The sequence below is a fragment of the Neisseria sp. HMSC070A01 genome (assembly GCF_001810165.1).
Lineage (GTDB): Bacteria > Pseudomonadota > Gammaproteobacteria > Burkholderiales > Neisseriaceae > Neisseria.
In genome coordinates, this window is record NZ_KV800120.1 from 1 (window position 1) to 21,099 (window position 21,099).

Here is a 21,099-nt window from a genome sequence, read left to right on the forward strand (position 1 = left end):
CCTTTAGGACCAGTTGCGCCGGTTGCACCAGTAGAACCGCCACCGATTACGCTCAGGGTGTATTCGTTAGTGCCGTTTGAGGTCATTGTCAAACCGTTACCAGCGATCAGTTTCAGAGTGTTATTGGCATTTGATTTAGGATCGTATTTGTAAGTACCTTCAGCTGGTGAGCTACCGCTGCCATTGTGGCCTGTGAATACGAATGGATTCAGGTTTTCGATGCGGTTTGCTACGGCAAACAATTGAGAGCCGTTGATTGCATCGGTAGAAGTTGCATTGATACGGCCTGCGGCAACGTTTTGGATTTGACGTTCGTTACCTGCAGAACCTACAGACAATACTGCGCCGTTACCCAAGCCGCTGGTTGCGCCTGCGAAGCCACCGTAAGTATAGCTGCCTACTGTTGCAGAAGAGGTAGGTACGAATGCGCTGGTTGTAGAGCCGTTACCCAGGGCTACGCTGTTTTCGATAGTAGATTTAGCTTCTGTACCCAAAGCCAGAGTGTTTTTGGCTGTTGCTTGAGCACCATTACCCAGAGCAGTTGCATAATCACCACCATTGGCTTGAGCACCACGACCCAATGCAATCGCTTGTTTAGAAGCAGCGTTACTTTGTACGCCCAAAGCTACTGAGTATTTGCCAGTCGCTGTAGCAGCAGGACCGAATGCAGCAGCAGAAGTACCGTCAGCTACGGAACCACGACCGATTGCTACGTCAGAACCTTGTTTGGCTTGAGCGTCACCACCCAATGCTACCGCGCCGTTTGCCAAAGCTTTAGAACGCTCACCGATGGCTGTAGCTACGATACCGGTTGCTTGAGCTTCTGTACCGACTGCCATTGCCGAACCGGCATTATTTACTACGCCGTCGCCATCAGCGCCAGTAGAAGTACCGTCAGCTGTAGCAGCATGACCTACGGCAACGTCAGCAGCTTGCTTAGCAGTTGCACCGTTACCTTGAGCGATAGAGTTATTGCCAGCAGCTTTAGATTGAGTACCCAAAGCGATAGAGTTGTTACCGATTGCTTTAGCAGCAGTACCTGCTTTATTACCCAGAGTACCATCCATCGCACCGCCAATAGCTACAGAATTTTCACCTGTTGCTTGAGCGGATGCACCACCAGCAAATGAGCCTGTGCCATTAGCTTGAGACAATACGCCGATAGCGGTACCACGGTTAGCAGTTGATTCAGCATAAGCACCGATACCAATTGCGTTATCGCCTCTAGAAACTGTTTTAGTACCGACAGCAATGGAGTTATTGTTAGACGCAGTGGCAGTTTGACCCACAGCAATAGAGTTAGACTCAGCAGCAGTAGCGTTAGAACCTACAGCAACTGCAGCTTCTTTATTGGCTTGCGCATATGGACCAACTGCAACTGTCAGATTACCTTCTGCTTTTGTATATGAACCAACGCCGACAGCTTGAACACCTGACGCATTTGAGCTGGTACCCATTGCCATCGCATGGTCTTTACTTGCTACAGTATCTTTACCGACAGCAATAGTATTGGTCCAAGCACCATGAGCGTTATTACCAATAGCGATAGAATCTTGTTTTTCGGCGTTTGCATGCGTACCTACAGCAACTGCAGCAGCATTTGCATTGGAGTTATCACCAATAGCTGTTGCAAATTGTGCACCAGCATTTGCACGGTTACCGAATGCACTTGCGGAGTCTTGAGTAGCAGTTGCACGGTTACCTACTGCAGTCGCACGAATTTGAGTTGCTTGGGCTACATTACCGATTGCAACAGAAGCTTCACCACTTGCAACAGAGCTTACACCCATTGCAGTCGATGCACCGCCGGTTGCGATATTGTTATTACCTACTGCCAATGCTGCGTTTGCAGTCGCAGTATTGTTCGCACCGTAAGCGATAGTGCCATCTTGGCTGCTAGCAGTATTTTGATAACCCACTACAACAGAGTTGACACCAACGTTTCTGTTAGAACCGTTGTAAGTACCATTTGGAGTAATGTTTACCGCACTACCACCCAAATCTACACCTGCCTGAGCAGCACTGGAAGCCATCAAAGCACCTGCCGCCGCAACTGCAGCAGCTACGGCTTTACGCTTGTCAGAAGCGGATTTTTTGCCGTGTGCATGGCTGATTTCGGAAACCGCGGTCCATGTCTGGGTCGCGTGGTTCCAAATAACTTTAAAGACTTTATTCATATCGATTTTCCTGTAAGGGGTTTGATTTCTTTTGGGACGTTTGCTCGGCCATAAACCGCTTGCCCATACATATGCCGCACTTCAGAGTCTCCCCTTTATGCGGTTTTACGTCGTAATCTCTTGTATGCAATTCCCGTGCCAAAAGTTTCCACTCGGCCGAATGACAGCTAAAAGCCTGTTTTATGGGATTTTATGCTGATACATTTTGGGAAGCTTGTGAAGTTTGGGAAACGATGTGCCGTTTTTTGTCAGCTTGTTTCTTAACAAGTCACTTTTTGTCAGCTTCTTTCAATGCATTCGGAATCCTTGTCCAAATTTTATATGCGTTTGGTTTCGCAAATCAACTCTTCCGATAAAGTGTTACTTTTTCGGCCTCAACGGTCATGCCCGTTAAATTTACTTGTTGCTTTTTTTAAACGGTTTTTCTAGCTATTTGATTTTACTTTTTTATTCTCAAACAATAATGATTGATAAATAATATATAATTTGAATAGTTTCTTTAGTGATAGATTTAAATGTGGGCTTTTATTTAGAGAATTAATGAAATTTGTATTGAAGATCGGCTTAAAACGTGTGATAGGTTTATATGGCCTGTTTTCAGACGACCTTTGACGTTTCCTAACATATAAATAGTGAACAAATGATACGAATTTATGCGCTATTGAGCCGATGGACGGCGTTAAAAAGGCAAGTGTAAAACTTACCTTTACGTTTGGGATTTGTTTGTTCTCCTATTGTAGAAAACTGTGTTGTTTTTCAGACGGCCTTACCAACGGAATGTCTGGGTCACGCCTGCGGAAGCGCCGTTATTGCCGGCATAGCCGTAGCCGCCGGTATGGCTGGAGGCGCAGGCGGTGAGTGTGGCGAGGGTAAGGATGAGGAGGATGTGTTTCATGGTTCTTTCTCTGAGTGGGTTGGTTTGAGACTTGGGCGGCGTTGTGTTGCTGCATGAATCGGACGGGCTAGGGCTTGGTTGCTTTGTCTTGATTTACAGTTAGACCACTAAATTGTTTGATGATTGAAAAAGGCCGTCTGAAAACGGGTTTCATGATATTGAAACTTTGTTTTCAGACGGCCTTTATTTTATATCAGCTTATTAGTGGCGGAAATGGCGGATGCCGGTTACGACCATGGCGATACCGTGTTCGTCCGCTGCGTCAAAGACTTCTTGGTCGCGCATGGAGCCTGCCGGATGAATGATGGCTTTGATGCCCTGCTCGGCAATGACATCTACGCCGTCGCGGAATGGGAAGAAGGCATCGGAAGCGGCACATGCGCCGTTGAGGTCGAGATTGGCATCTTGCGCTTTGCGGGCGGCGATGCGGGTGCTGTCCACGCGGCTCATTTGGCCTGCGCCGATGCCGTAGGTTTGACCGCCTTTGCCGAAGACAATGGCGTTGGATTTGACGTATTTTGCGACGTTCCATACAAACATCAGGTCGTTCCATTCTTGCTCGGTCGGTTGGCGCTTGGAGACAACTTTCAAATCGGCACGGCTGAGGCGGTGGATGTCGGGGGTTTGTACCAATAGTCCGCCGCCGACGCGTTTGAGTTCAAAGCGGTTGGCACCTGCCTCAAGCGGTACTTCCAATACGCGCACGTTTTTCTTGGCGGCGGCGATTTCGAGGGCTTCGGCGGTAAACTTCGGCGCCATGAGGACTTCCATAAATTGGTTGTCGGTAATTTGTTTGACGGTTTCGCCGTCCACTTCGCGGTTGAAGGCGATGATGCCGCCGAATGCGCTGGTGGTATCGGTAGCGTAGGCGAGTTTGTAGGCGGTCAATGTATCGGCGGCAACGGCGACACCGCACGGGTTGGCGTGTTTCACGATCACGCAGGCGGGCGCGTCGAAGGATTTGACGGCTTCCCAGGCAGCATCGGCATCGGCAATGTTGTTGTAAGACAATTCTTTGCCTTGCAGCTGTTTGTAGGCGGAAAGACTGCCTGCGGCTGGATAAATATCGCGGTAGAATGCGGCGCGTTGGTGTGGATTTTCGCCGTAGCGCATGTCTTGCACTTTAATCCAGCTTTGGTTGAACTGGCTGGGGAATTCGCCGATTTGGGGCTGGCCGCTCAAGACGTCGTCTGAAAGCGAGGTCAGGTAGTTGGAAATCATGCCGTCGTATTGGGCGGTATGGCTGAATGCTTTGCGTGAAAGGTTGAAACGGGTTTTGTCGCTCAAGGCGCCGTTGTTGGCTTCGAGTTCAGCAGCGATGGCCGGGAAATCGGCGGTGTCGGTAACGATGGCGACGTGTTTCCAGTTTTTCGCGGCGGAGCGCACCATGGTAGGGCCGCCGATGTCGATGTTTTCAATTGCGTCTTCTAGCGTACAGTTTGGCTTGGCGATAGTGGCGGCGAAGGGGTAAAGGTTGACGCACACGAGGTCGATGTTGCCAATGCCGTGTTCTTCCATCTTGGCGACGTGCTCGTCCAAATCGCGACGGCCGAGGATGCCGCCGTGGATTTTCGGATGCAGGGTTTTCACGCGGCCGTCGAGCATTTCGGGAAAACCGGTATAGTCGGCAACTTCGATAACGGGAACGCCTGCATCAGCCAAGAGCTTTGCTGTACCGCCGGTAGAAAGGATTTCTACACCGAGCTTAGTCAGGGTTTGGGCAAATTCGACTGCGCCTGTCTTGTCGGACAGGCTGATCAGGGCGCGTTTGATGGAAGACATTTGGATTTCCTTTGTTGAAGGTTTAATCGATATGGGATGAATTTTCAGGGCGGTATTATCCGCTATTTTCGCCTTTTTGGCAGTAGGTTTTTATAGATATTGTTGACAATTTTATTGTAAAAGGCCGTCTGAAACTTGGTTTCAGACGGCCTGATGTTTTTGACTATTTAAATCCCATTTTCTTCGCCACGCATACTGCGCCTGCCATGCCTGCGCATAAGGGCATGAGCAAGGCAACGGGGGCGTAGGTGAGTTCTAAAACAAAGACGATGGCCGTCAGGGGCATTTTGAGGGAAACGCCAAGGAAAACGGCGGCGCCGACAACGGCCGCACTTTCAGACGACATGGCAGGAAAGAAAGTATTCCACGCGGCTGCGGCGGCAAAGGCGATGGTGCTGCCGAGCATCATGGACGGGGTAATCAGGCCGCCGTATGCGCCTGCCGCCAGCGCCATTAAGACGACCAGCCATTTGACGGCGGTCAGCTCAAGGCTGTGTTGCCAGTCGGTCAATCCGCCAAAGGTCAGTTGGTTGCCTGCTTTGCCGTTGCCCAAAATTTCGGGAAACCAAACGGCAATCGCGCCGATGAGTGCAAACATGCAGACGGCCAAGGGAATGATTTTGATGTTGTCGCGCTTGATGAAGGGGAATTTTTGGGCGGTGCGCTGGAAAAAGACGGCGGTTGCGCCCAGTATCGGGCCGATGATGGCGGAAAACCAAAGTAATGGGGTGTTGATGGAAAGGTTGGCCGGATGATATTGCTGCACGTCGCCCAAGCCAATGCGTGCGACGGCGGTGGCGATGACGGAAGTCAGCAATGCGGCGGCGACGGCTTGCTGCGTCCATACGCCCAGCATGGCTTCGAGGATGAAAAGTGTGGAGGCGAGCGGCACATTATACACGGCTGCCAAACCTGCACCTGAAGCGCAAGCAATGACCAGCCTTGCGTCATCTTCGCTCAGCCCGAAACGGTTGACACCGACCGAGGCGAAAGCGGCGGTCATTTCACGCGGCGCAACTTCGCGGCCGAGCGGCGAGCCCAGCCCGACAGTAATGATTTGCAACAGGGCATGGCTGACGGTTTCCAAAAATGGAAAACCGGCGAGCGGATTTTTAACCACGGCTTTGATACCCGGTTGCGGCCTGCCGTAGCGTTTGAGCAACCACCACCCCAAGCCGACCACCACGCCGCAAAAGGCCATCACGCCGATACGCCGCTCCGGACTTGCCTGCGATACGCCCTCCCGGAAAGAAACGTATAGGCCGTCTGAACCGTAACCGTAGGCAAGATGTTGAATCGTGTGCATGATTTCGGTTAATACAATGCCGACCATGCCGCCGATGATGCCGGTAATGATGAGTGCGGCCCAGAGTTTATGAGTGTCTTTCACGGGATTTGACTTGAGGTAGTAATGGTTTGATCAAAGCGTTTTTCGGGGGAACTATTGTCCGCCCAAGGGATAGTTTTTGGGGGCAACGTGGTTTTTGCCGTTATAAGGGAAAATATATTTCTGATTTTTATAATTTTTCTTTCCTGATACGCCGCTGAGTTTTGCAGTCAACGCCCATACGCCGGATACGGCAGGACGGTTTTTGTCAAAAGCAATTTTGGCTTCCAGGCTGGTATATCTGTCTTTGCAGTCTCGTTTTTCACGCCCTTTCAATTCATCGCAATCGCCAAAATATGCGCCGTTATCGTTACCGCTGATAATAAAGCTTTTACGGATGCGGTTGCTATCATCGGTAAACAGGAAGTTTTGCGAAGTCGTCGTATCGCCTTGGCCTGTATAACTTGACTCGGCAACATAGCCCCAGTTTTGCGCGCCCACCTGAACAAACTTCCACGCCTTATTCTCCGGCGTCTCGCCCCATGCGCCGATTTCATCTCTTCCGTGCTGTTTGATTGCCCACTTGCCGTCTGTTTTTTCCAAAACAAACAATTCTGCCAAACCCGAAGAGGCGTGCGCGTCATTTTTTTCTTTCTCTTCTAAATCGTAGGCAAAACCTGTGTACAACACATAGCGCGCGGCTTTGCCGTTGCGCGTTACGGTATGGTCGGCAACAGGTTTCATGCAATACATGATGTTGTTAGATGGTGCCTGTCCGTCTTTCGGCGGCTCGGTAAGCTGGCATTTGTGCGCGGCAAGCGGTCGGTTGTAATGTTTGGCAATGACGGCCTGTACGGTGGCTTTGTCGTTATCGGGTGCAGCCGACACCAAAACGGGGCAGGCAAGCAAAAGCAGGGGTATGATGCGTTTCATAGAAATTTTCCCAAAATGTTTGATTGAAAAAGTACGGCTATTTCAGACCATCTGAAACTGTTTTCAGACGGCCTTTTTGTGTTTGCTGCCGATACGCGCCAACACTCCGGCGACAAAAGTGGACGAAATGACGACGGTAATGCCCAGCGCGGCCATGCTGCTTAAATGTTCGCCCAAAATCAACACCGCCATGATAACGCCGATGACGGGCTCGAGCGAAATCAGCAGGCCGGAGACGTTGGCAGGGACTTTGTTCATGCCTTTGTTCCACAACAGATAGGCGAGCCAGCTGCAGCCAATCCCCATATACAACACCGACAACGTGCCGCCCCACGACCAGTTGATTTGATAGCTGTCTGCCAACACCAGCGAAAACGGCAGGCACAACAGCGCCGCCGCCGCCATGGAAGCCGCGGTAAATGCGGGCGCACCGATACGGGCAATCATTTTTTGGCTCGGACGTATCACGCCGGCGAAACCGAATCCTGCGAGCAAAATCAGCAAACAGCCGAACCAGTCAATCGAACCGCCCTCTTCCGCGCCGCCCAATACCATCATGCCCACGCCGGCAAACGCCGCCGCGCAGCAAATCCAGTGGTACAGTTTGGCTTTGTCGTTGAAGAAGAAATGGCCGACAAAGACGACCAGCAAAGGCTCCAGCCCGACCACGGTAATCGCGCTGGCGGCAGATGTGTATTTCAAACCGATAAACTGGAGCATCAAAACGACAACGTAATTGACAAAGGAAATCCACAACAAGGGCTTCCATTCGCTCCGCGGAATCCTGCCCAAATAACGGCGGCATGACGGCAACACCATCAACGCGGCAATCAACAAACGCGCCTCGACCATCAGCGCTGGGTCGATCATCTCGTAAGAATACTTAGCAGCGATAAAAGAGCTGCCCCAAATCAGCAGGGCAAGTATTTGATAGAACATGGTCCGACCTTTTAAAAAGGGTTAATCGTTTCTTCTCTATATTTATTATTCAGACGGCCTGGCGGGATTTTGGCCTTTTTTATTTTGTCTGCGTCAGCGAATCCAAAAAGTCGAAGAGTTTGGCATTCATTTCACTGAAATCCGCCGCTTCGATTTTATCCGGATGCTGGACATAAGTTTGAGCTTGACTTTGTTCGGCCACATTGTCGCGCCCGTCCGCCGCAATCAGCAGCCCGACGGCTTCGCGGTCAAACTCCAAATGAGCCTGGAAGGCATAATGTTTGGACGCAAAACGGATAATCTGGCGCGGACAGCCTTTGCTGGTTGCCAACACAACCGCCTCATCCGTCAAACCGGGCATATCGCCGTGCCAATGGCCGGTATTCAGGGTTTTGCACAACAGGGAAACATGGGCATCCGCCAGACCTTCCGCCGTCAGCTCAATCGGATAAATGCCGATTTCACGCTCAGGGCTGCGTGTGTGGCGCGCGCCGTAGGCAACGGATAAAAGCTGCGCACCCAAACACACGCCGACAATATATTTATCCGCCGCCATCGCCTGACGCATCAGGCGCAGCTCGGATTTGGGGTCGTAATACGGGAATGTCTGCCTGTCTTCATCAGGCGATTGCGGCCCGCCCATCACAATCAAAAAATCTATATCGTCCACATTGTCAGGCAGGGTTTCACATTCGTACACTTTGGTTGCACTGATGTTATGTCCGCGCCATTGCGCCCATTTCAAATATGCGCCCGGCACTTCAAATGCCTCGTGCAGGATGAAATGGATATTTAATTTATTCGGATTTTGCATTGTTATTTCTCCTTCGACCGTCAGGACGGGTTGCTCTGCCGTATTACAGCATACCGTGCTGTTGTAATTTTTTACGCAGGGTATTGCGGTTCAAACCCAAAATAACGGCAGCTTTAGACTGGTTGCCGCCGCATTGCTCCATTACGCAGGCAAGCATCGGCTTTTCCACTTGATGCAACACCATATCATACACGCCGCAAGGTTCCGTACCATCTAAGTCTTTGAAGTATTGTCGTAAGTTTTGTTCAATACATTGCGCAATGTCAGTCGTCGTTTGATTCATCGTGATTGTCTTTCTTTAGATTTGTTTTTAAATGGATTTATTTTTAAATGATGAGGCCGTCTGAAACCCTTTAGCCTTCCCGATAGTGGCATACCCAGCGGTCGGTTTTCTCTGAAAGCGTCTCAAGATAGGCGGCAAGGGTATCGTATTGTGCCGCGGCGCTGTCCAATCGGTTGATGTCCCGGCGTGTGTGTTCGCCGTCGGGCATTTCGTCGATGTACCAGCCAATGTGTTTGCGGGCGATGCGCACGCCGGCGACTTCGCCATAAAACGCGTGCATGGCGCGGATGTGGTTCAAAATGGTGGCGTTGCATTCTGCCAAGCTCAAGGCCGGCGGTAAAACACCGTGTTCGGCATAATGTTTTAAATCACGGAAGAGCCACGGCCTGCCTTGTGCGCCGCGCCCTATCATGATGCCGTCGGCGGCGGTTTGTTTGAGGACGGCGGCGGCTTTTTGCGGCGAAGTAATATCGCCGTTGACCCAAACGGGGATGTTCAGACGGCCTTTGGTTTCGGCAATCAGTTCGTAACGCGCTTCGCCTTTGTACATCTGCGTGCGTGTGCGACCGTGGATGGCAAGGGCTGCAATGCCTGATTCTTCAGCGATTTTGGCGATGGTCGGCAAGTTTTGATGTTCGTCGTGCCAGCCCAAACGGGTTTTGAGGGTAACGGGTACGTCCACCGCGTTGACAACGGCTGCCAAGATTTCGGCAACCAAAGGCTCGTTTTGCATCAATGCGCTGCCTGCCTGCACATTGCAGACTTTTTTGGCCGGGCAGCCCATGTTGATGTCGATAACCTGCGCACCTAAGCCGACGTTATACTGCGCGGCTTCCGCCATCTGCTGCGGATCGCTGCCGGCAATCTGGACGGCCACCACTCCGCCCTCGCCTTCAAAATCGCTACGGCGCAGGGTCTTTTTGGTATTTCTAAGCGTCGGGTCGCTGGTCAGCATTTCGCACACCGCCCACCCTGCGCCAAACTCGCGGCAAATCCGGCGGAACGGTTTGTCCGTAATGCCTGCCATGGGGGCGAGTGCGATGGGGTTGTCAATGAAATAGCCGCCGATGTGCATGATGTGTGCGCCGAATTGAAGGGGCTGAAATTGTACAATTTTTAAGCAAATTTTTCCAATCGTATTTACATGTTGCACAATGAAAAGGCCGTCTGAAACTGGGTTTCAGACGGCCTTTTCAGCCAGAACATTTAAATAAACAACATGACAACCATCTGCACTGCGGTCTGAATCATGTCGATAATCGGCCAAATCAGTTTGGCCAGCAGGCCTGTAAACAACAGGATCAGGATAATCCATGTGCCGTATGGCTCGATTTTACGGAACTGCATGGACTGCTTGGCGTTAAGGAAGGTATCAATAAAAATACCGCCGTCCCAAGGCAAAATCGGAATCAGGCTGAATGCAACCCAAATCGAGTTCACCATCACGCCGTAACCGGCCATCTGCGCCAACGGTGCTTGATACGATTCAGGCACATACGCGGCAAGTACGACCACAAAACCCCAAAAGAACGCCAAAATCAGATTGGCAATCGGGCCTGAAATAGACACCCAACGCCACGCGCGGCGCGGATCGCGGAAATTACGCGAATCGATGGGCATGGGACGCGCCCAGCCGAACAGAAAACTGCCTATCATCAGACACACCAGCGGCACGACAATCGTACCGACAGGGTCGATGTGCGGCAGCGGATTGAGCGTCAAACGCCCAAGCTGCTCGCCGGTATGGTCGCCCCAATACCGCGCCGTATAACCGCGTGCCACTTCGCGCACGGTAATGGCCAACAACACAGGCAATACTGCCAGCAGAAATACGCCTAAATCAAAATTTGCAAACATGTTTTTCCTTATCAAACACGCCGTCTGAAAACACAAAATATCCTTAAATACCCTTTCAGACGGCCTGAGGCTTTAATCTTCCTGTTTTTTGTCCGAACCAAAAGACTCTTTCAGCTCTCGCCAAGTAATGCCTTTACCTTGCGGATTCAGCTTGAAGACTGATTACTACAAAGTAATGGCGAATATCTTTAATAAAAGGCCTGTCATGCTGAAATTTAACACGTAGAACCGATTCCATAAAGGCTTTCCAACAGCATGATTTATTGCTTCCCGCTATCATACCCAATTTGAGCGCCCTATCTATTTTAAGCCTAAAGGCCGTCTGAAACTTCAAATCCAGTTTCAGACGGCCTTTGATTTCCTATTTAAAATGTTTCAACTGTTTTACAGGCTGTAATACATTTCAAATTCCAGTGGGTGCGGCGCCATGCGGATGCGGCGTACGTCTTCTTCTTTGAAGGCGATGTAGCTGTCGATCCAGTCTTTGCTGAACACTCCGCCGCGCAGGAGGAATTCGTGGTCGGCTTTGAGGGCGGCGAGGGCTTCTTCCAAAGAGGCGCAAACGGTTGGCACCAATGCATCTTCTTCCGGAGGCAGGTCGTACAGGTTTTTATCGGCAGGGTCGCCCGGATGGATTTTGTTTTGAATGCCGTCCAAACCGGCCATCAACAAAGCGGAGAACGCCAAGTATGGGTTGGCGGTCGGATCAGGGAAGCGCGCTTCGATACGGCGTGCCTTGCTGCTGTTTACAGACGGAATGCGGATGGAAGCGGAACGGTTTTTGGCGGAATATGCCAGTTTGGTCGGCGCCTCAAAGTGCGGCACGAGGCGTTTGTAAGAGTTGGTGGACGGATTGGTAATCGCGTTCAGGGCTTTGGCGTGTTTGATGATGCCGCCGATGTAATAAAGGGCGGTATCAGACAAACCGGCGTAGCCGTCGCCGGCAAACAGGTTTTGACCGTCTTTCCAGATGGATTGGTGGACGTGCATGCCGCTGCCGTTGTCGCCCATGATGGGTTTGGGCATGAACGTAGCGGTTTTGCCGAAGTTGTGGGCAACGTTTTGAATCACGTATTTCATGTCTTGGGTTTGGTCGGCACGTTTAACCAGAGTGGCAAAACGCGTGCCGATTTCCATTTGGCTGCCGGTACCGACTTCACTGTGGTGCACTTCGACTTCGATGCCGAGTTCTTCCAAAATATTGACCATGGCAGAACGCAGGTCTTGGCCGCAGTCAATCGGTGCAACAGGGGCGTAACCGCCTTTGACGGCCGGGCGGTGGCCGGTGTTTTGACCGTCCATGTGCAGGCCGCTTGACCATGCGCCGCTTTCAGAAGTGATTTCGTAACGGGTTTTGTGCATATCGGTTTCAAATTCTACGCCGTCAAAAACGAAGAATTCAGGCTCGGGGCCGAAATAGGCGGTGTCGCCGATACCGGAAGATTTCAAGTAAGCTTCAGCGCGGCGTGCGATAGAGCGAGGATCGCGGTCATAGCCTTGGCCGTCGGCCGGATCGATGACGTCGCAGGTAAAGACAACGGTGGTATCGTCGTAGAAAGGATCGACGAAGGCTGTAGATGCATCGGGACGCAGCTGCATATCGGAAGCCTGAATGCCTTTCCAGCCGCCGATGGACGAACCGTCAAATGCCTGACCGTTTTCAAACCATTCTTCGGGATCGTCGAGGACGATGCGGGCGGGTACGGTAAAGTGGTGCTGCTTGCCTTTGGTATCGGTAAAGCGCAAATCTACGAAGCGGGCTTCGCTTTCTTCAATCAGTTTTACAGCGTCTTTGATGGACATCTTCAGCTCCTGAGGGATTGGGTTTAATTTGTTATTCTATCACGGTAAGGCCGTCTGAAATACATCAGGACGCCCGTTTTTACGCAATGAAATATAGTTTCAGACTGTTTGATTGTCAACAATTTTACATTACGCTTTCTTAACATAAAGACCGCTATAATAAGCACTCTTTTCTTTTGTTTCTGCAGAACCTGTTTTATGAACAATACCCCGCGTTACGCCGTTTTCGGCAATCCCGTTGCACACAGTAAATCACCGCAAATCCATCAGCAGTTTGCGCTGCAGGAAGGCGCGGTCATTGAATATGAGCGCATTTGTGCCGAAATCGGCGGTTTTGCCGAAGCTGTTGCAGCGTTTCGTGCCGAGGGTGGGCAAGGTGCGAATGTAACCGTCCCGTTCAAGCAGGAAGCTTTTGTGCTGGCGGACGAGCATTCCGAACGCGCTTTGGCTGCCGGCGCGGTCAATACGCTGGTGTGGTTGGAAGACGGCAGGATACGCGGCGACAACACCGACGGTATCGGTTTGGCCAACGACATCACGCAGGTCAAAAATATTGCCATCGAAGGCAAACCCATTTTGCTTTTGGGCGCGGGCGGCGCCGTGCGCGGCGTGATTCCTGTTTTGAAAGAACACCGCCCTGCCCGTATAGTCATTGCCAACCGTACCCACGCCAAGGCCGAGGAATTGGCTCGGCTTTTCGGCATTGAAGCCGTCCCGATGGCGGATTTGAACGGCGGCTTTGATATCATCATCAACGGCACGTCCGGTGGCTTGAGCGGTCAGCTTCCTGCCGTCAATCCTGAAATTTTCCGCGGCTGCCGCCTTGCCTACGATATGGTTTACGGCGACGCGGCGCAGGCGTTTTTGAACTTTGCCCAAAGCAACGGTGCGGCCGAAGTTTCAGACGGCCTGGGCATGCTGGTCGGTCAGGCTGCCGCTTCTTACCATATTTGGCGCGGATTTACGCCCGATATCCGCCCTGTTATCGAATACATGAAAGCCCTGTAACCATGTTCCGCATCATCAAATGGCTGATTGCCCTGCCCATCGGCATCTTCATTTTTTTTAACGCTTATGTGTACGGCAACATCATTACCTACCGCGCCGTCGCGCCCAGCAAAACCGCCTTCATGTCCATGCGCATGAGCCAGTTTGCAAGCGAAGGGCGCGATGTCGAGTTGGATTACCGCTGGGTACCTTACGACCAAATCTCTGTCAACCTCAAAAAAGCCCTGATTGCTTCCGAAGACGCCAACTTTGCCGAACACAGCGGCTTTGACTGGAACGGCATCAAATACGCCATGAAACGCAATAAGCAAAGCGGCGAAGTCAAAGCCGGCGGTTCGACCATCAGTCAGCAGCTGGCGAAAAACCTGTTTCTTAACGAAAGCCGCAGCTACATCCGCAAAGGCGAAGAAGCGGCGATTACGGCGATGATGGAAGCGGTTACCGACAAAGACCGCATTTTTGAGCTGTATCTGAACTCAATCGAATGGCACTACGGCGTATTCGGCGCGGAAGCGGCGTCCCAGTATTTCTACAAGAAACCTGCCTCCGCCCTCACCCGCCAACAAGCTGCCAAACTCACGGCGCGCGTTCCGGCTCCGCTGTTTTACGCAGACCACCCTAAGAGCAAACGGATGCACAACAAAACCAATATCATCCTGCGCCGCATGGGTTCGGCAGAATTGCCCGAAAGCGATATGGATTAATTCAAAAGGCCGTCTGAACATTTCAGACGGCCTTTGTTTTTAGGCTTTCTCTTCCGGCTCCGGTACGTCAAACACTTGGCGCAGGTAAGCGAGGAAGGTGTTGTTGGTGGTCATGGTTTTGCCCGGGGAGTCGGAGAGCTTGGCGACGGATTGGCCGTTGCACTCGACAAGCTTCAAGACAATGTTCAAAGGCGTGTGTCCCAAATCATTGGTCAGGTTGGTACCGATACCGAAACTGGTTTTGAAACGGTCTTTGAAGTATTGGTGTAACGCCCATGAACGCTCAATATCGAGGCCGTCTGAAAAGGTCAGCATTTTGGTGCGGCTGTCGATTTTGAGTTTTTTGTAATGCTCGTAGGCTTTGTCGCCCCAAACATAAGGATCGCCGCTGTCGTGGCGCAGGCCGTCGAAGAGTTTGGCGAAGTAGAGGTCGAAATCGCGCAAGAAGGCGTCCATGCCGACCACGTCGGTCAGGGCAATGCCGAGGTCGCCGCGGTATTCATGTACCCAGCTTTCCAGCGCGGCTTTTTGGAAATTACGCAAACGTACGTCCAAGGCTTGGAAGGCTTGGAGGAACTCGTGCGCCATGGTGCCGATGGGTGTGATGCCGAGTTTTTTGGCCAGATAAACGTTGCTGGTACCGCGCACGATGTCGGGAGCGGCTTCTAATAAGGTACGGATAACGTGTTCCTGCCATGCAAGGGTGTAGCGGCGGCGCGTGCCGAAATCGGAAATCAGGAACGGCGGATCATTCGGATTTTGAGTGGCTGCGATTTCTTTCAGTTGTTGCGCTTTGGCCTGCAAACGGCGCTCGCCTTCTTCGATGACGGCTGGTGTTTCCAAGCGGCGGAAATAGAGTTCGTTGACGATGGCAAGAATGAAAATCTCGAAGAACATCGCCTGTATCATCGGACCTTCGATGCGGATATTCAGACGGCCCTGATCGTCGGGACTGACTTTGACGAAGCGGCGTTGGAGTTGGAAAAGTTCGAGATAATCGACAAAATCGCTTTTGATAAAACGCAGACTGCGCAAGTAGTCGAGTTCGTCATGCGTAAAGCGCAGCTGGCACAGGGCGTCGAGTTCGCGTTCCAATTCTTCTTGAATATCGGCCAGCGGATACACCATCTCTTTGTTGCGGCAGCGGAATTCGTAGAGGCTGTGGGTTTGCGGGAATTGATGCAACACGACTTGCAGCATGGTAAATTTGTACAGGTCGGTATCAAGCAGGGATTGGATAATGGGCTGATGAGCAGACATAAGCTTTCTCTGAGTAAACGTGGGCGTTGAGGTATCGATTTTAATGGAAAAGGCCGTCTGAAAGAAACCTTATTCAGACGGCCTTTATCTTATTAATCCAGCTGCGCTACGGAAACCGGCAAAGAGCGGATGGTAGACAACATCGTGCTGGCATCTTTTTGCTGTTTGCGGAACGCAGCCATATTGGTCGGGGTCAGCTTCGGCGTCGGCAGGGCGACGGTAGTCGGGTTGACCGGCTGACCGTTGACGCGTGCTTCGTAGTGCAGGTGCGGACCGGTAGAACGGCCGGTTGTACCCACAAAACCAATCACTTCGCCGGCGCGGACTCTGCCGTCGGCAGGACTGAACGCACTCATGTGGCCATACAGGGTTTCCACACCGTTGGCATGACGAATCATCACGGTATTACCGTAGCCACCTTTCCAACCTTTGAAAATCACTTCGCCGTCGGCAGCGGCCTTAATCGGCGTACCGGTCGGAGCGGCATAGTCGATACCGGTGTGCATACGGACGGTATGCAGGACCGGATGGACACGGTAGCCGAACGGAGAAGAAATGCGCGTGTATGCAACAGGCTCGGTATTAAAGCCTTCTTTTTGTTGCAGGGACTTACCGTTTTGATCGTAGTAGCTGCCGCTTTCTTCGTCGCCTTTGCCTTGGCTGTAATAATAGGCTTGATAAGTTTTGCCGTCTTTAACCACTTCAGCCGCCAAAATATCGCCAACCGCCATTTGTTGGCCGCGGAAATACATACTGTTGTACAAAAGGCGTACGGTATCGCCTTCTTTCAAATCGCTCATATTAAACGAGTCGGCAAAGATTTCTTTGAGCTGGATATACACTTCGGAAGGGATTTCGGCACGGAGCATATCGCCGATGGCGGAAGTGCGGATTTGCACGGAGCGCAGGGTCGGCATGGTTTTCATGTCGATTTCGGCATTGGAGATGCGCCATTTGCCTTTGACTTTTTCCAAAGCCACCAAATTGCGTTCCAATTCTTCATCGGTAAAGAATTGAACATCGGTCACTTGGCCTGAAGAATCGATGCGGATGTTGACGGATTGGTTGGTCCGCAGGTTTTTCATGTCGAGGTTGGCATTGTTTTTCGCCATGATTTGCTTGATGTCTTCTTGGTTGACACCCATGCGCGTCAAAACGTCTGCCAAAGAGTCGCCGGCTTGGACGGCTTCTTGCGCCCAATAGCTGGATTGATAGGTATTGGTTTCCACATAAACGGCAGGCAGCTCTTCGGAAATACGCTCGACTTTGAAATCGGTCTGTGCTGGTTGAGGGTCGGTAATGGCGTATGCGGTCATGATGCCCGAAGCCGGCAGCAGAAACGCTAAGAGGGTTGCTTTGAATCGAGTGGAATATTTGTTTTTAATCACGCGTTATCCTTAATGGGGCGGTCTGTTTTTTAAAGTTTGCAGAATGCCGGCACATCCGGCCTGCTGCGACCGCCTGCTGGTTTAAACAGTTTTGGGGATAAAGGACTTTGAGTCTTTTTTCCGATCTGAAAATCAGGTTTTCATTCGGAATGAATGAGGTCGTGTTTGAGATTGACGTTATTATCAGGGCTATTGTGTTGATTTACACCCTGTTTTTCTGAAATTTACGCCACGCATTTTAGCATGACAGCCCGTTTTTTCCAAACCGGCCGTCTGAACGGCCCTTTTTGAGTACGTGAGGGCAAGGTTCCGAAACGCATCATTTGTCGCGTAAAATAACGGTTTTTCTATCTATTTGCGCTTATGAAGCTGACCCTCGCCCTTCCCTCGCTCAACCGCTTTGCCGACGAATCCGTCCCTGAGCTTGCCTTACCTACTTTTAACCGTCTTTTGCGTTACGGCACATTACGCAAAGAAACACTCAGGCCGTCTGAATTTTACGGACGCCATTTGTGGGGCGGCAGCCTCATTGCCCAAGTGCAACGTTTACGCCACACAAGCCAAAAACGCACAGCCGCTTTTGCCTCTCCGGTTTGGCAACAGATGGGCATGCACCATGTCAACATTATCAGCGGCGAGTTTATCGGCATCCAAAAAGAAGAGGCGCAACGGTTATGTGCGGATTTGTCGGCGTTTTATCAAGATAAAGATTGGCAATTCGAGCCGCTTTGCGAAAGCATGTGGCTGCTCAGTATGCCGACAATAGAAGATTGGGGCGCGGAATGTGTTTTGGATGTGTGCGGGCAGCCGGAAATGGACGGTCAGGCACACGGCAAAGATGCGGTGTTTTGGTTGGCCATGCAGACGGAAATCCAAATGTTTCTCCACACGCATCCAATTAACCAAGCGCGTGAACAACAAGGATTGCCGGAAATCAACGGTTTGTGGCTGTGGAACGATGCAAGCGGCGGCACACAGTCTGCGGATATCGTCGCTTCAGACAGCGCATGGGCGCGTTTTTCGGATACGCCCAAACTCGATGCGCCATATGATTTGAAGGCTTGGTTTGAGATGGTTCAAGAAACAGGCAACACGGTTTCAGACGGCCTTATCTTTTTGGACGACTTGGTTTCCACCTTACAGACAGGCGATGTTTGGGCATACAAAGATATTTTGGAAAGCTGGGAAACCCGTTGGTTTGTGCCTTTATGGGACGCCCTTGATTCAGGCCGTCTGAAAGCCGTATGCATTGCCACAGACGGCGAAAACGGCGGCACGCTGGAAATCGGCCGCCGTTCCAAATGGGCATTTTGGCGCAAAGCTAAAACGTTTAACGGATCGTGGTAAATAGTTTTAAGCCTCCAATGCCTCCAATTTGGCCGAAATTTTATCCCACACATCCTGTAACGGAATCGCTTTCAACAAACGGGTCGGATCGTTGGTATCGATGCTGTCGGGGTTGGGCAATTCGGCATAATCGCCGGCATAAATAACCTCAGCCTGTTCGGAATACGGACGCCATTTGTCCACCCATGACGCCCCAAACAAAGCGATTTGCGGTTTATCCAAAGCGGCGGCGATGTGCATCGGTGCGGAATCGACACCGATAAACAGTTTGGCGCCCTCAATGGCCGCCGCCAATTCACGCAGGCTCAAGCATCCGGACAACACCCAAATTTTTCCGCCTTCAGGAATATTCAGACGGCCTATAATTTCCTGAAGCATGTATTGCTCGACATTGTCGGGGGAAGCGGTCAATACGACATTTTGCCCGCTGTTGAGCAGAAGCTGTACGATGGCGGCGTTTTTGCCGTCTTCCCAACATTTGAAATGCCAACGCGCACCCGGGTGCATCAACACATAATCTTCGCCGTTCCAACCCTGAGCACGCAATTTCTGCCGCATGCTTTCCCTTGCATCTTGTGCCACCCAAAGGCGTACCTTCGCATCGGCTACGTCTTCCGGCTGGATAAGCGGCGCAAGGATATTCAATTGATTTTCAACGATATGATGGCTGGTATCCAGCTCATGGTTGATAAAATCATGACAGAAACGCCACCAAAAACCGTCGCGCTTGATGCAGTCCAAACCCACGCTGCAACGGGCGCACAGTTTGGCGATTATTGCCGCACGCCATTGGTCGGACAGGTTGAAAGCCCAGTCGTAATCGCGTGCCTTCAGCTTTGAAAAAAGGTTTTTCTCACACTTCAACTGCTTGAATACGCCAAGCTTCTTCCAATTTCGATCAATGGTAAAAATCTGCGCAATCTGCGGATTATCGGCAATCAGCTGCTCCGTACCGGCATACACCAGCATATCGATTTCGCAATCGGGGAAACGGGTTTTCAGCGCATCGACCACCGGCGTGCTTAAAAGCACATCGCCATGATGGCGCAATTTGATGATCAGGATGCGTTTGGGTTGGGATAAAGACATACGAAACTTTCAGACGGCCTGTTGATTGGCTGCTATTGTAAAGCGGAAAACAGGTTTCATAAAATACAAAACAGGCCGTCTGAAAGCTATCCTGCTGATTCATCGCTATAAAATCCGCACAAGCCATGCAATTTATATTACAATCCGCACCCCGTGGTTCGAAAACCTCCCACATTAAAAAACTAAGGAAACCTCATGTCCCGCAACAACGAAGAGCTGCAAGGCATCTCCCTTTTGGGCAACCAGAAAACCCAATACCCGAGCGAATACGCGCCTAAAATTTTAGAAGCGTTCGACAACAAACACCCCGACAACGACTATTTCGTCAAATTCGTCTGCCCCGAGTTCACCAGCCTCTGCCCGATGACCGGCCAGCCCGACTTTGCCACCATCTACATCCGCTACATCCCCCATATCAAAATGGTGGAAAGCAAATCACTGAAACTCTATCTCTTCAGCTTCCGCAACCACGGCGACTTCCATGAAGACTGCGTCAACATCATCATGAAAGACCTCATCGCCCTGATGGATCCGAAATACATCGAAGTATTCGGTGAATTCACACCGCGCGGCGGCATCGCCATTCATCCGTTTGCCAACTACGGCAAAGCAGGCACAGAGTTTGAAGCTTTGGCACGCAAACGCCTGTTTGAACACGACGCACAATAATCCCGTTCAGACGGCCTAACGCCCTTTTCATGGCAAGACCCTCTCTATTGCACAGTCTCGCAAGGCTTCATGCCGTCTGAAAAACTTCCGAAAGATTTCCATGTACGAATTTACCGCCGCACAGCAGAAGAAAGCGCTCTTCTGGCTGGTGCTTTTCCATATTTTTATTATTGCCGCCAGCAACTATCTGGTGCAGTTCCCCTTTCAGATTTTCGGTATTTTTACCACTTGGGGCGCATTTTCCTTCCCCTTTATCTTCCTCGCTACCGACCTGACTGTGCGCATTTTCGGCGCGCCGTTGGCGAGACGGATTATTTTTTGGGTGATGTTCCCCGCCCTGCTGCTCTCTTATGTCTTCTCCGTCCTCTTTCATGACGGCAACTGGACAGGCTGGGCATCTTTGGCCGAATTTAACACCTTCGTCGGCCGTATCGCATTGGCCAGCTTTTCCGCCTATGCGCTCGGGCAAATCCTCGATATTTTCGTGTTCAACAGATTACGCCGTCTGAAATCATGGTGGGCAGCCCCTACTGCTTCCACCGTCGTCGGCAACGCTTTGGACACGCTGGTGTTTTTTGCTGTTGCCTTTTACGCGAGCAACGATGAATTTATGGCGGCAAATTGGCAGGGCATCGCATTTGTCGATTATCTGTTCAAACTCGCCATCTGCACCCTCTTCTTCCTGCCTGCCTACGGCATCGTATTGAGCATCTTGACCAAAAAACTGACTTCCTTAAACGTCCGTCAAGAAATGCCCGAATCGGTTTTAGCCAAATAAGCAGTAGATAAAAACAAGGCCGTCTGAAACTTTGATCGTTCAGACG

At 51.2% G+C, this 21,099-nt stretch carries 18 protein-coding genes, 1 pseudogene and 1 riboswitch; of the genes and pseudogenes, 5 read left to right on the forward strand and 14 right to left on the reverse strand.

What is annotated here, in order from left to right; all coding sequences use genetic code 11:
- The 11 genes and pseudogenes from HMPREF2711_RS03105 to glnA all read right to left on the reverse strand — a co-directional run.
- Positions 1-1,457, reverse strand: a pseudogene (locus HMPREF2711_RS03105) (hypothetical protein); the annotation flags it as partial.
- Positions 1,458-2,943: 1,486 nt separating this feature from the next.
- On the reverse strand, positions 2,944-3,072 hold the full coding sequence (locus HMPREF2711_RS11235; RefSeq protein WP_256388401.1) for a hypothetical protein: 129 nt from the start codon (positions 3,070-3,072) through the stop codon (positions 2,944-2,946).
- A 201-nt stretch (positions 3,073-3,273) separates the two neighbouring features.
- The gene (gene purH / locus HMPREF2711_RS03110; protein WP_070615455.1) at positions 3,274-4,854 is read right to left on the reverse strand and encodes a bifunctional phosphoribosylaminoimidazolecarboxamide formyltransferase/IMP cyclohydrolase; all 1,581 of its coding nucleotides are present in this window, start codon (positions 4,852-4,854) and stop codon (positions 3,274-3,276) included.
- Between the two features lie 163 nt (positions 4,855-5,017).
- Positions 5,018-6,187 carry a chloride channel protein gene (locus HMPREF2711_RS03115; protein ID WP_070615753.1) on the reverse strand — a complete coding sequence of 390 codons (1,170 nt, stop codon included), beginning with the start codon at positions 6,185-6,187 and terminating at the stop codon, positions 5,018-5,020.
- Between the two features lie 108 nt (positions 6,188-6,295).
- Complete coding sequence (locus tag HMPREF2711_RS03120; protein ID WP_070615458.1) at positions 6,296-7,114, reverse strand: hypothetical protein; 819 nt, start codon at positions 7,112-7,114, stop codon at positions 6,296-6,298.
- Between the two features lie 63 nt (positions 7,115-7,177).
- Positions 7,178-8,053 carry a DMT family transporter gene (locus HMPREF2711_RS03125; protein WP_070615461.1) on the reverse strand — a complete coding sequence of 292 codons (876 nt, stop codon included), beginning with the start codon at positions 8,051-8,053 and terminating at the stop codon, positions 7,178-7,180.
- Between the two features lie 79 nt (positions 8,054-8,132).
- Complete coding sequence (locus tag HMPREF2711_RS03130; protein WP_003748448.1) at positions 8,133-8,867, reverse strand: glutamine amidotransferase-related protein; 735 nt, start codon at positions 8,865-8,867, stop codon at positions 8,133-8,135.
- A gap of 43 nt (positions 8,868-8,910) precedes the next feature.
- Entirely contained in the window at positions 8,911-9,150 is a 240-nt protein-coding gene (locus HMPREF2711_RS03135) for a Fis family transcriptional regulator (protein WP_003684241.1), read from the reverse strand.
- Positions 9,151-9,220: 70 nt separating this feature from the next.
- Positions 9,221-10,225 (reverse strand): tRNA dihydrouridine synthase DusB, encoded by a 1,005-nt coding sequence (gene dusB, locus HMPREF2711_RS03140; RefSeq protein WP_003748446.1) that lies wholly within the window; start codon positions 10,223-10,225, stop codon positions 9,221-9,223.
- A 131-nt stretch (positions 10,226-10,356) separates the two neighbouring features.
- Positions 10,357-11,007, reverse strand: coding sequence for a site-2 protease family protein (locus HMPREF2711_RS03145; protein WP_003748444.1), 651 nt, complete (start codon positions 11,005-11,007; stop codon positions 10,357-10,359).
- A gap of 384 nt (positions 11,008-11,391) precedes the next feature.
- Positions 11,392-12,810, reverse strand: coding sequence for a type I glutamate--ammonia ligase (gene glnA / locus HMPREF2711_RS03150; protein ID WP_070615464.1), 1,419 nt, complete (start codon positions 12,808-12,810; stop codon positions 11,392-11,394).
- Between the two features lie 198 nt (positions 12,811-13,008).
- Between glnA and aroE the strand changes: the two genes are divergently transcribed.
- Both aroE and mtgA read left to right on the forward strand, forming a co-directional pair.
- Positions 13,009-13,818 carry a shikimate dehydrogenase gene (gene aroE / locus HMPREF2711_RS03155; RefSeq protein ID WP_070615467.1) on the forward strand — a complete coding sequence of 270 codons (810 nt, stop codon included), beginning with the start codon at positions 13,009-13,011 and terminating at the stop codon, positions 13,816-13,818.
- Between the two features lie 2 nt (positions 13,819-13,820).
- Positions 13,821-14,522, forward strand: a complete 702-nt coding sequence (mtgA, locus tag HMPREF2711_RS03160) for a monofunctional biosynthetic peptidoglycan transglycosylase (RefSeq protein WP_003748438.1) — start codon at positions 13,821-13,823, stop codon at positions 14,520-14,522.
- A gap of 39 nt (positions 14,523-14,561) precedes the next feature.
- On the opposite strand, the gene pncB is transcribed toward mtgA, so the two are convergent.
- Together pncB and HMPREF2711_RS03170 are read right to left on the reverse strand one after the other, a co-directional pair.
- The gene (pncB, locus tag HMPREF2711_RS03165; RefSeq protein WP_070615470.1) at positions 14,562-15,782 is read right to left on the reverse strand and encodes a nicotinate phosphoribosyltransferase; all 1,221 of its coding nucleotides are present in this window, start codon (positions 15,780-15,782) and stop codon (positions 14,562-14,564) included.
- A 92-nt stretch (positions 15,783-15,874) separates the two neighbouring features.
- On the reverse strand, positions 15,875-17,170 hold the full coding sequence (locus tag HMPREF2711_RS03170) for a M23 family metallopeptidase (protein WP_003748435.1): 1,296 nt from the start codon (positions 17,168-17,170) through the stop codon (positions 15,875-15,877).
- A 363-nt stretch (positions 17,171-17,533) separates the two neighbouring features.
- Between HMPREF2711_RS03170 and HMPREF2711_RS03175 the strand changes: the two genes are divergently transcribed.
- A complete protein-coding gene (locus tag HMPREF2711_RS03175) occupies positions 17,534-18,517 on the forward strand; it encodes a hypothetical protein (protein ID WP_003748434.1) in 984 nt (327 codons plus the stop codon).
- Between the two features lie 6 nt (positions 18,518-18,523).
- Here HMPREF2711_RS03175 and rfaQ read toward each other — a convergent pair whose 3' ends face one another.
- Positions 18,524-19,606 (reverse strand): putative lipopolysaccharide heptosyltransferase III, encoded by a 1,083-nt coding sequence (gene rfaQ, locus HMPREF2711_RS03180; RefSeq protein WP_070615473.1) that lies wholly within the window; start codon positions 19,604-19,606, stop codon positions 18,524-18,526.
- Positions 19,607-19,753: 147 nt separating this feature from the next.
- A riboswitch (PreQ1 riboswitch) is annotated at positions 19,754-19,798 on the forward strand.
- Positions 19,799-19,801: 3 nt separating this feature from the next.
- On the opposite strand from rfaQ, the gene queF reads away from it, so the two are divergent.
- Positions 19,802-20,275 carry a preQ(1) synthase gene (gene queF, locus HMPREF2711_RS03185; protein ID WP_070615476.1) on the forward strand — a complete coding sequence of 158 codons (474 nt, stop codon included), beginning with the start codon at positions 19,802-19,804 and terminating at the stop codon, positions 20,273-20,275.
- 100 nt (positions 20,276-20,375) lie between these two features.
- A complete protein-coding gene (locus HMPREF2711_RS03190; protein ID WP_049328863.1) occupies positions 20,376-21,053 on the forward strand; it encodes a 7-cyano-7-deazaguanine/7-aminomethyl-7-deazaguanine transporter in 678 nt (225 codons plus the stop codon).
- The last annotated feature ends 46 nt before the right edge of the window (positions 21,054-21,099 follow it).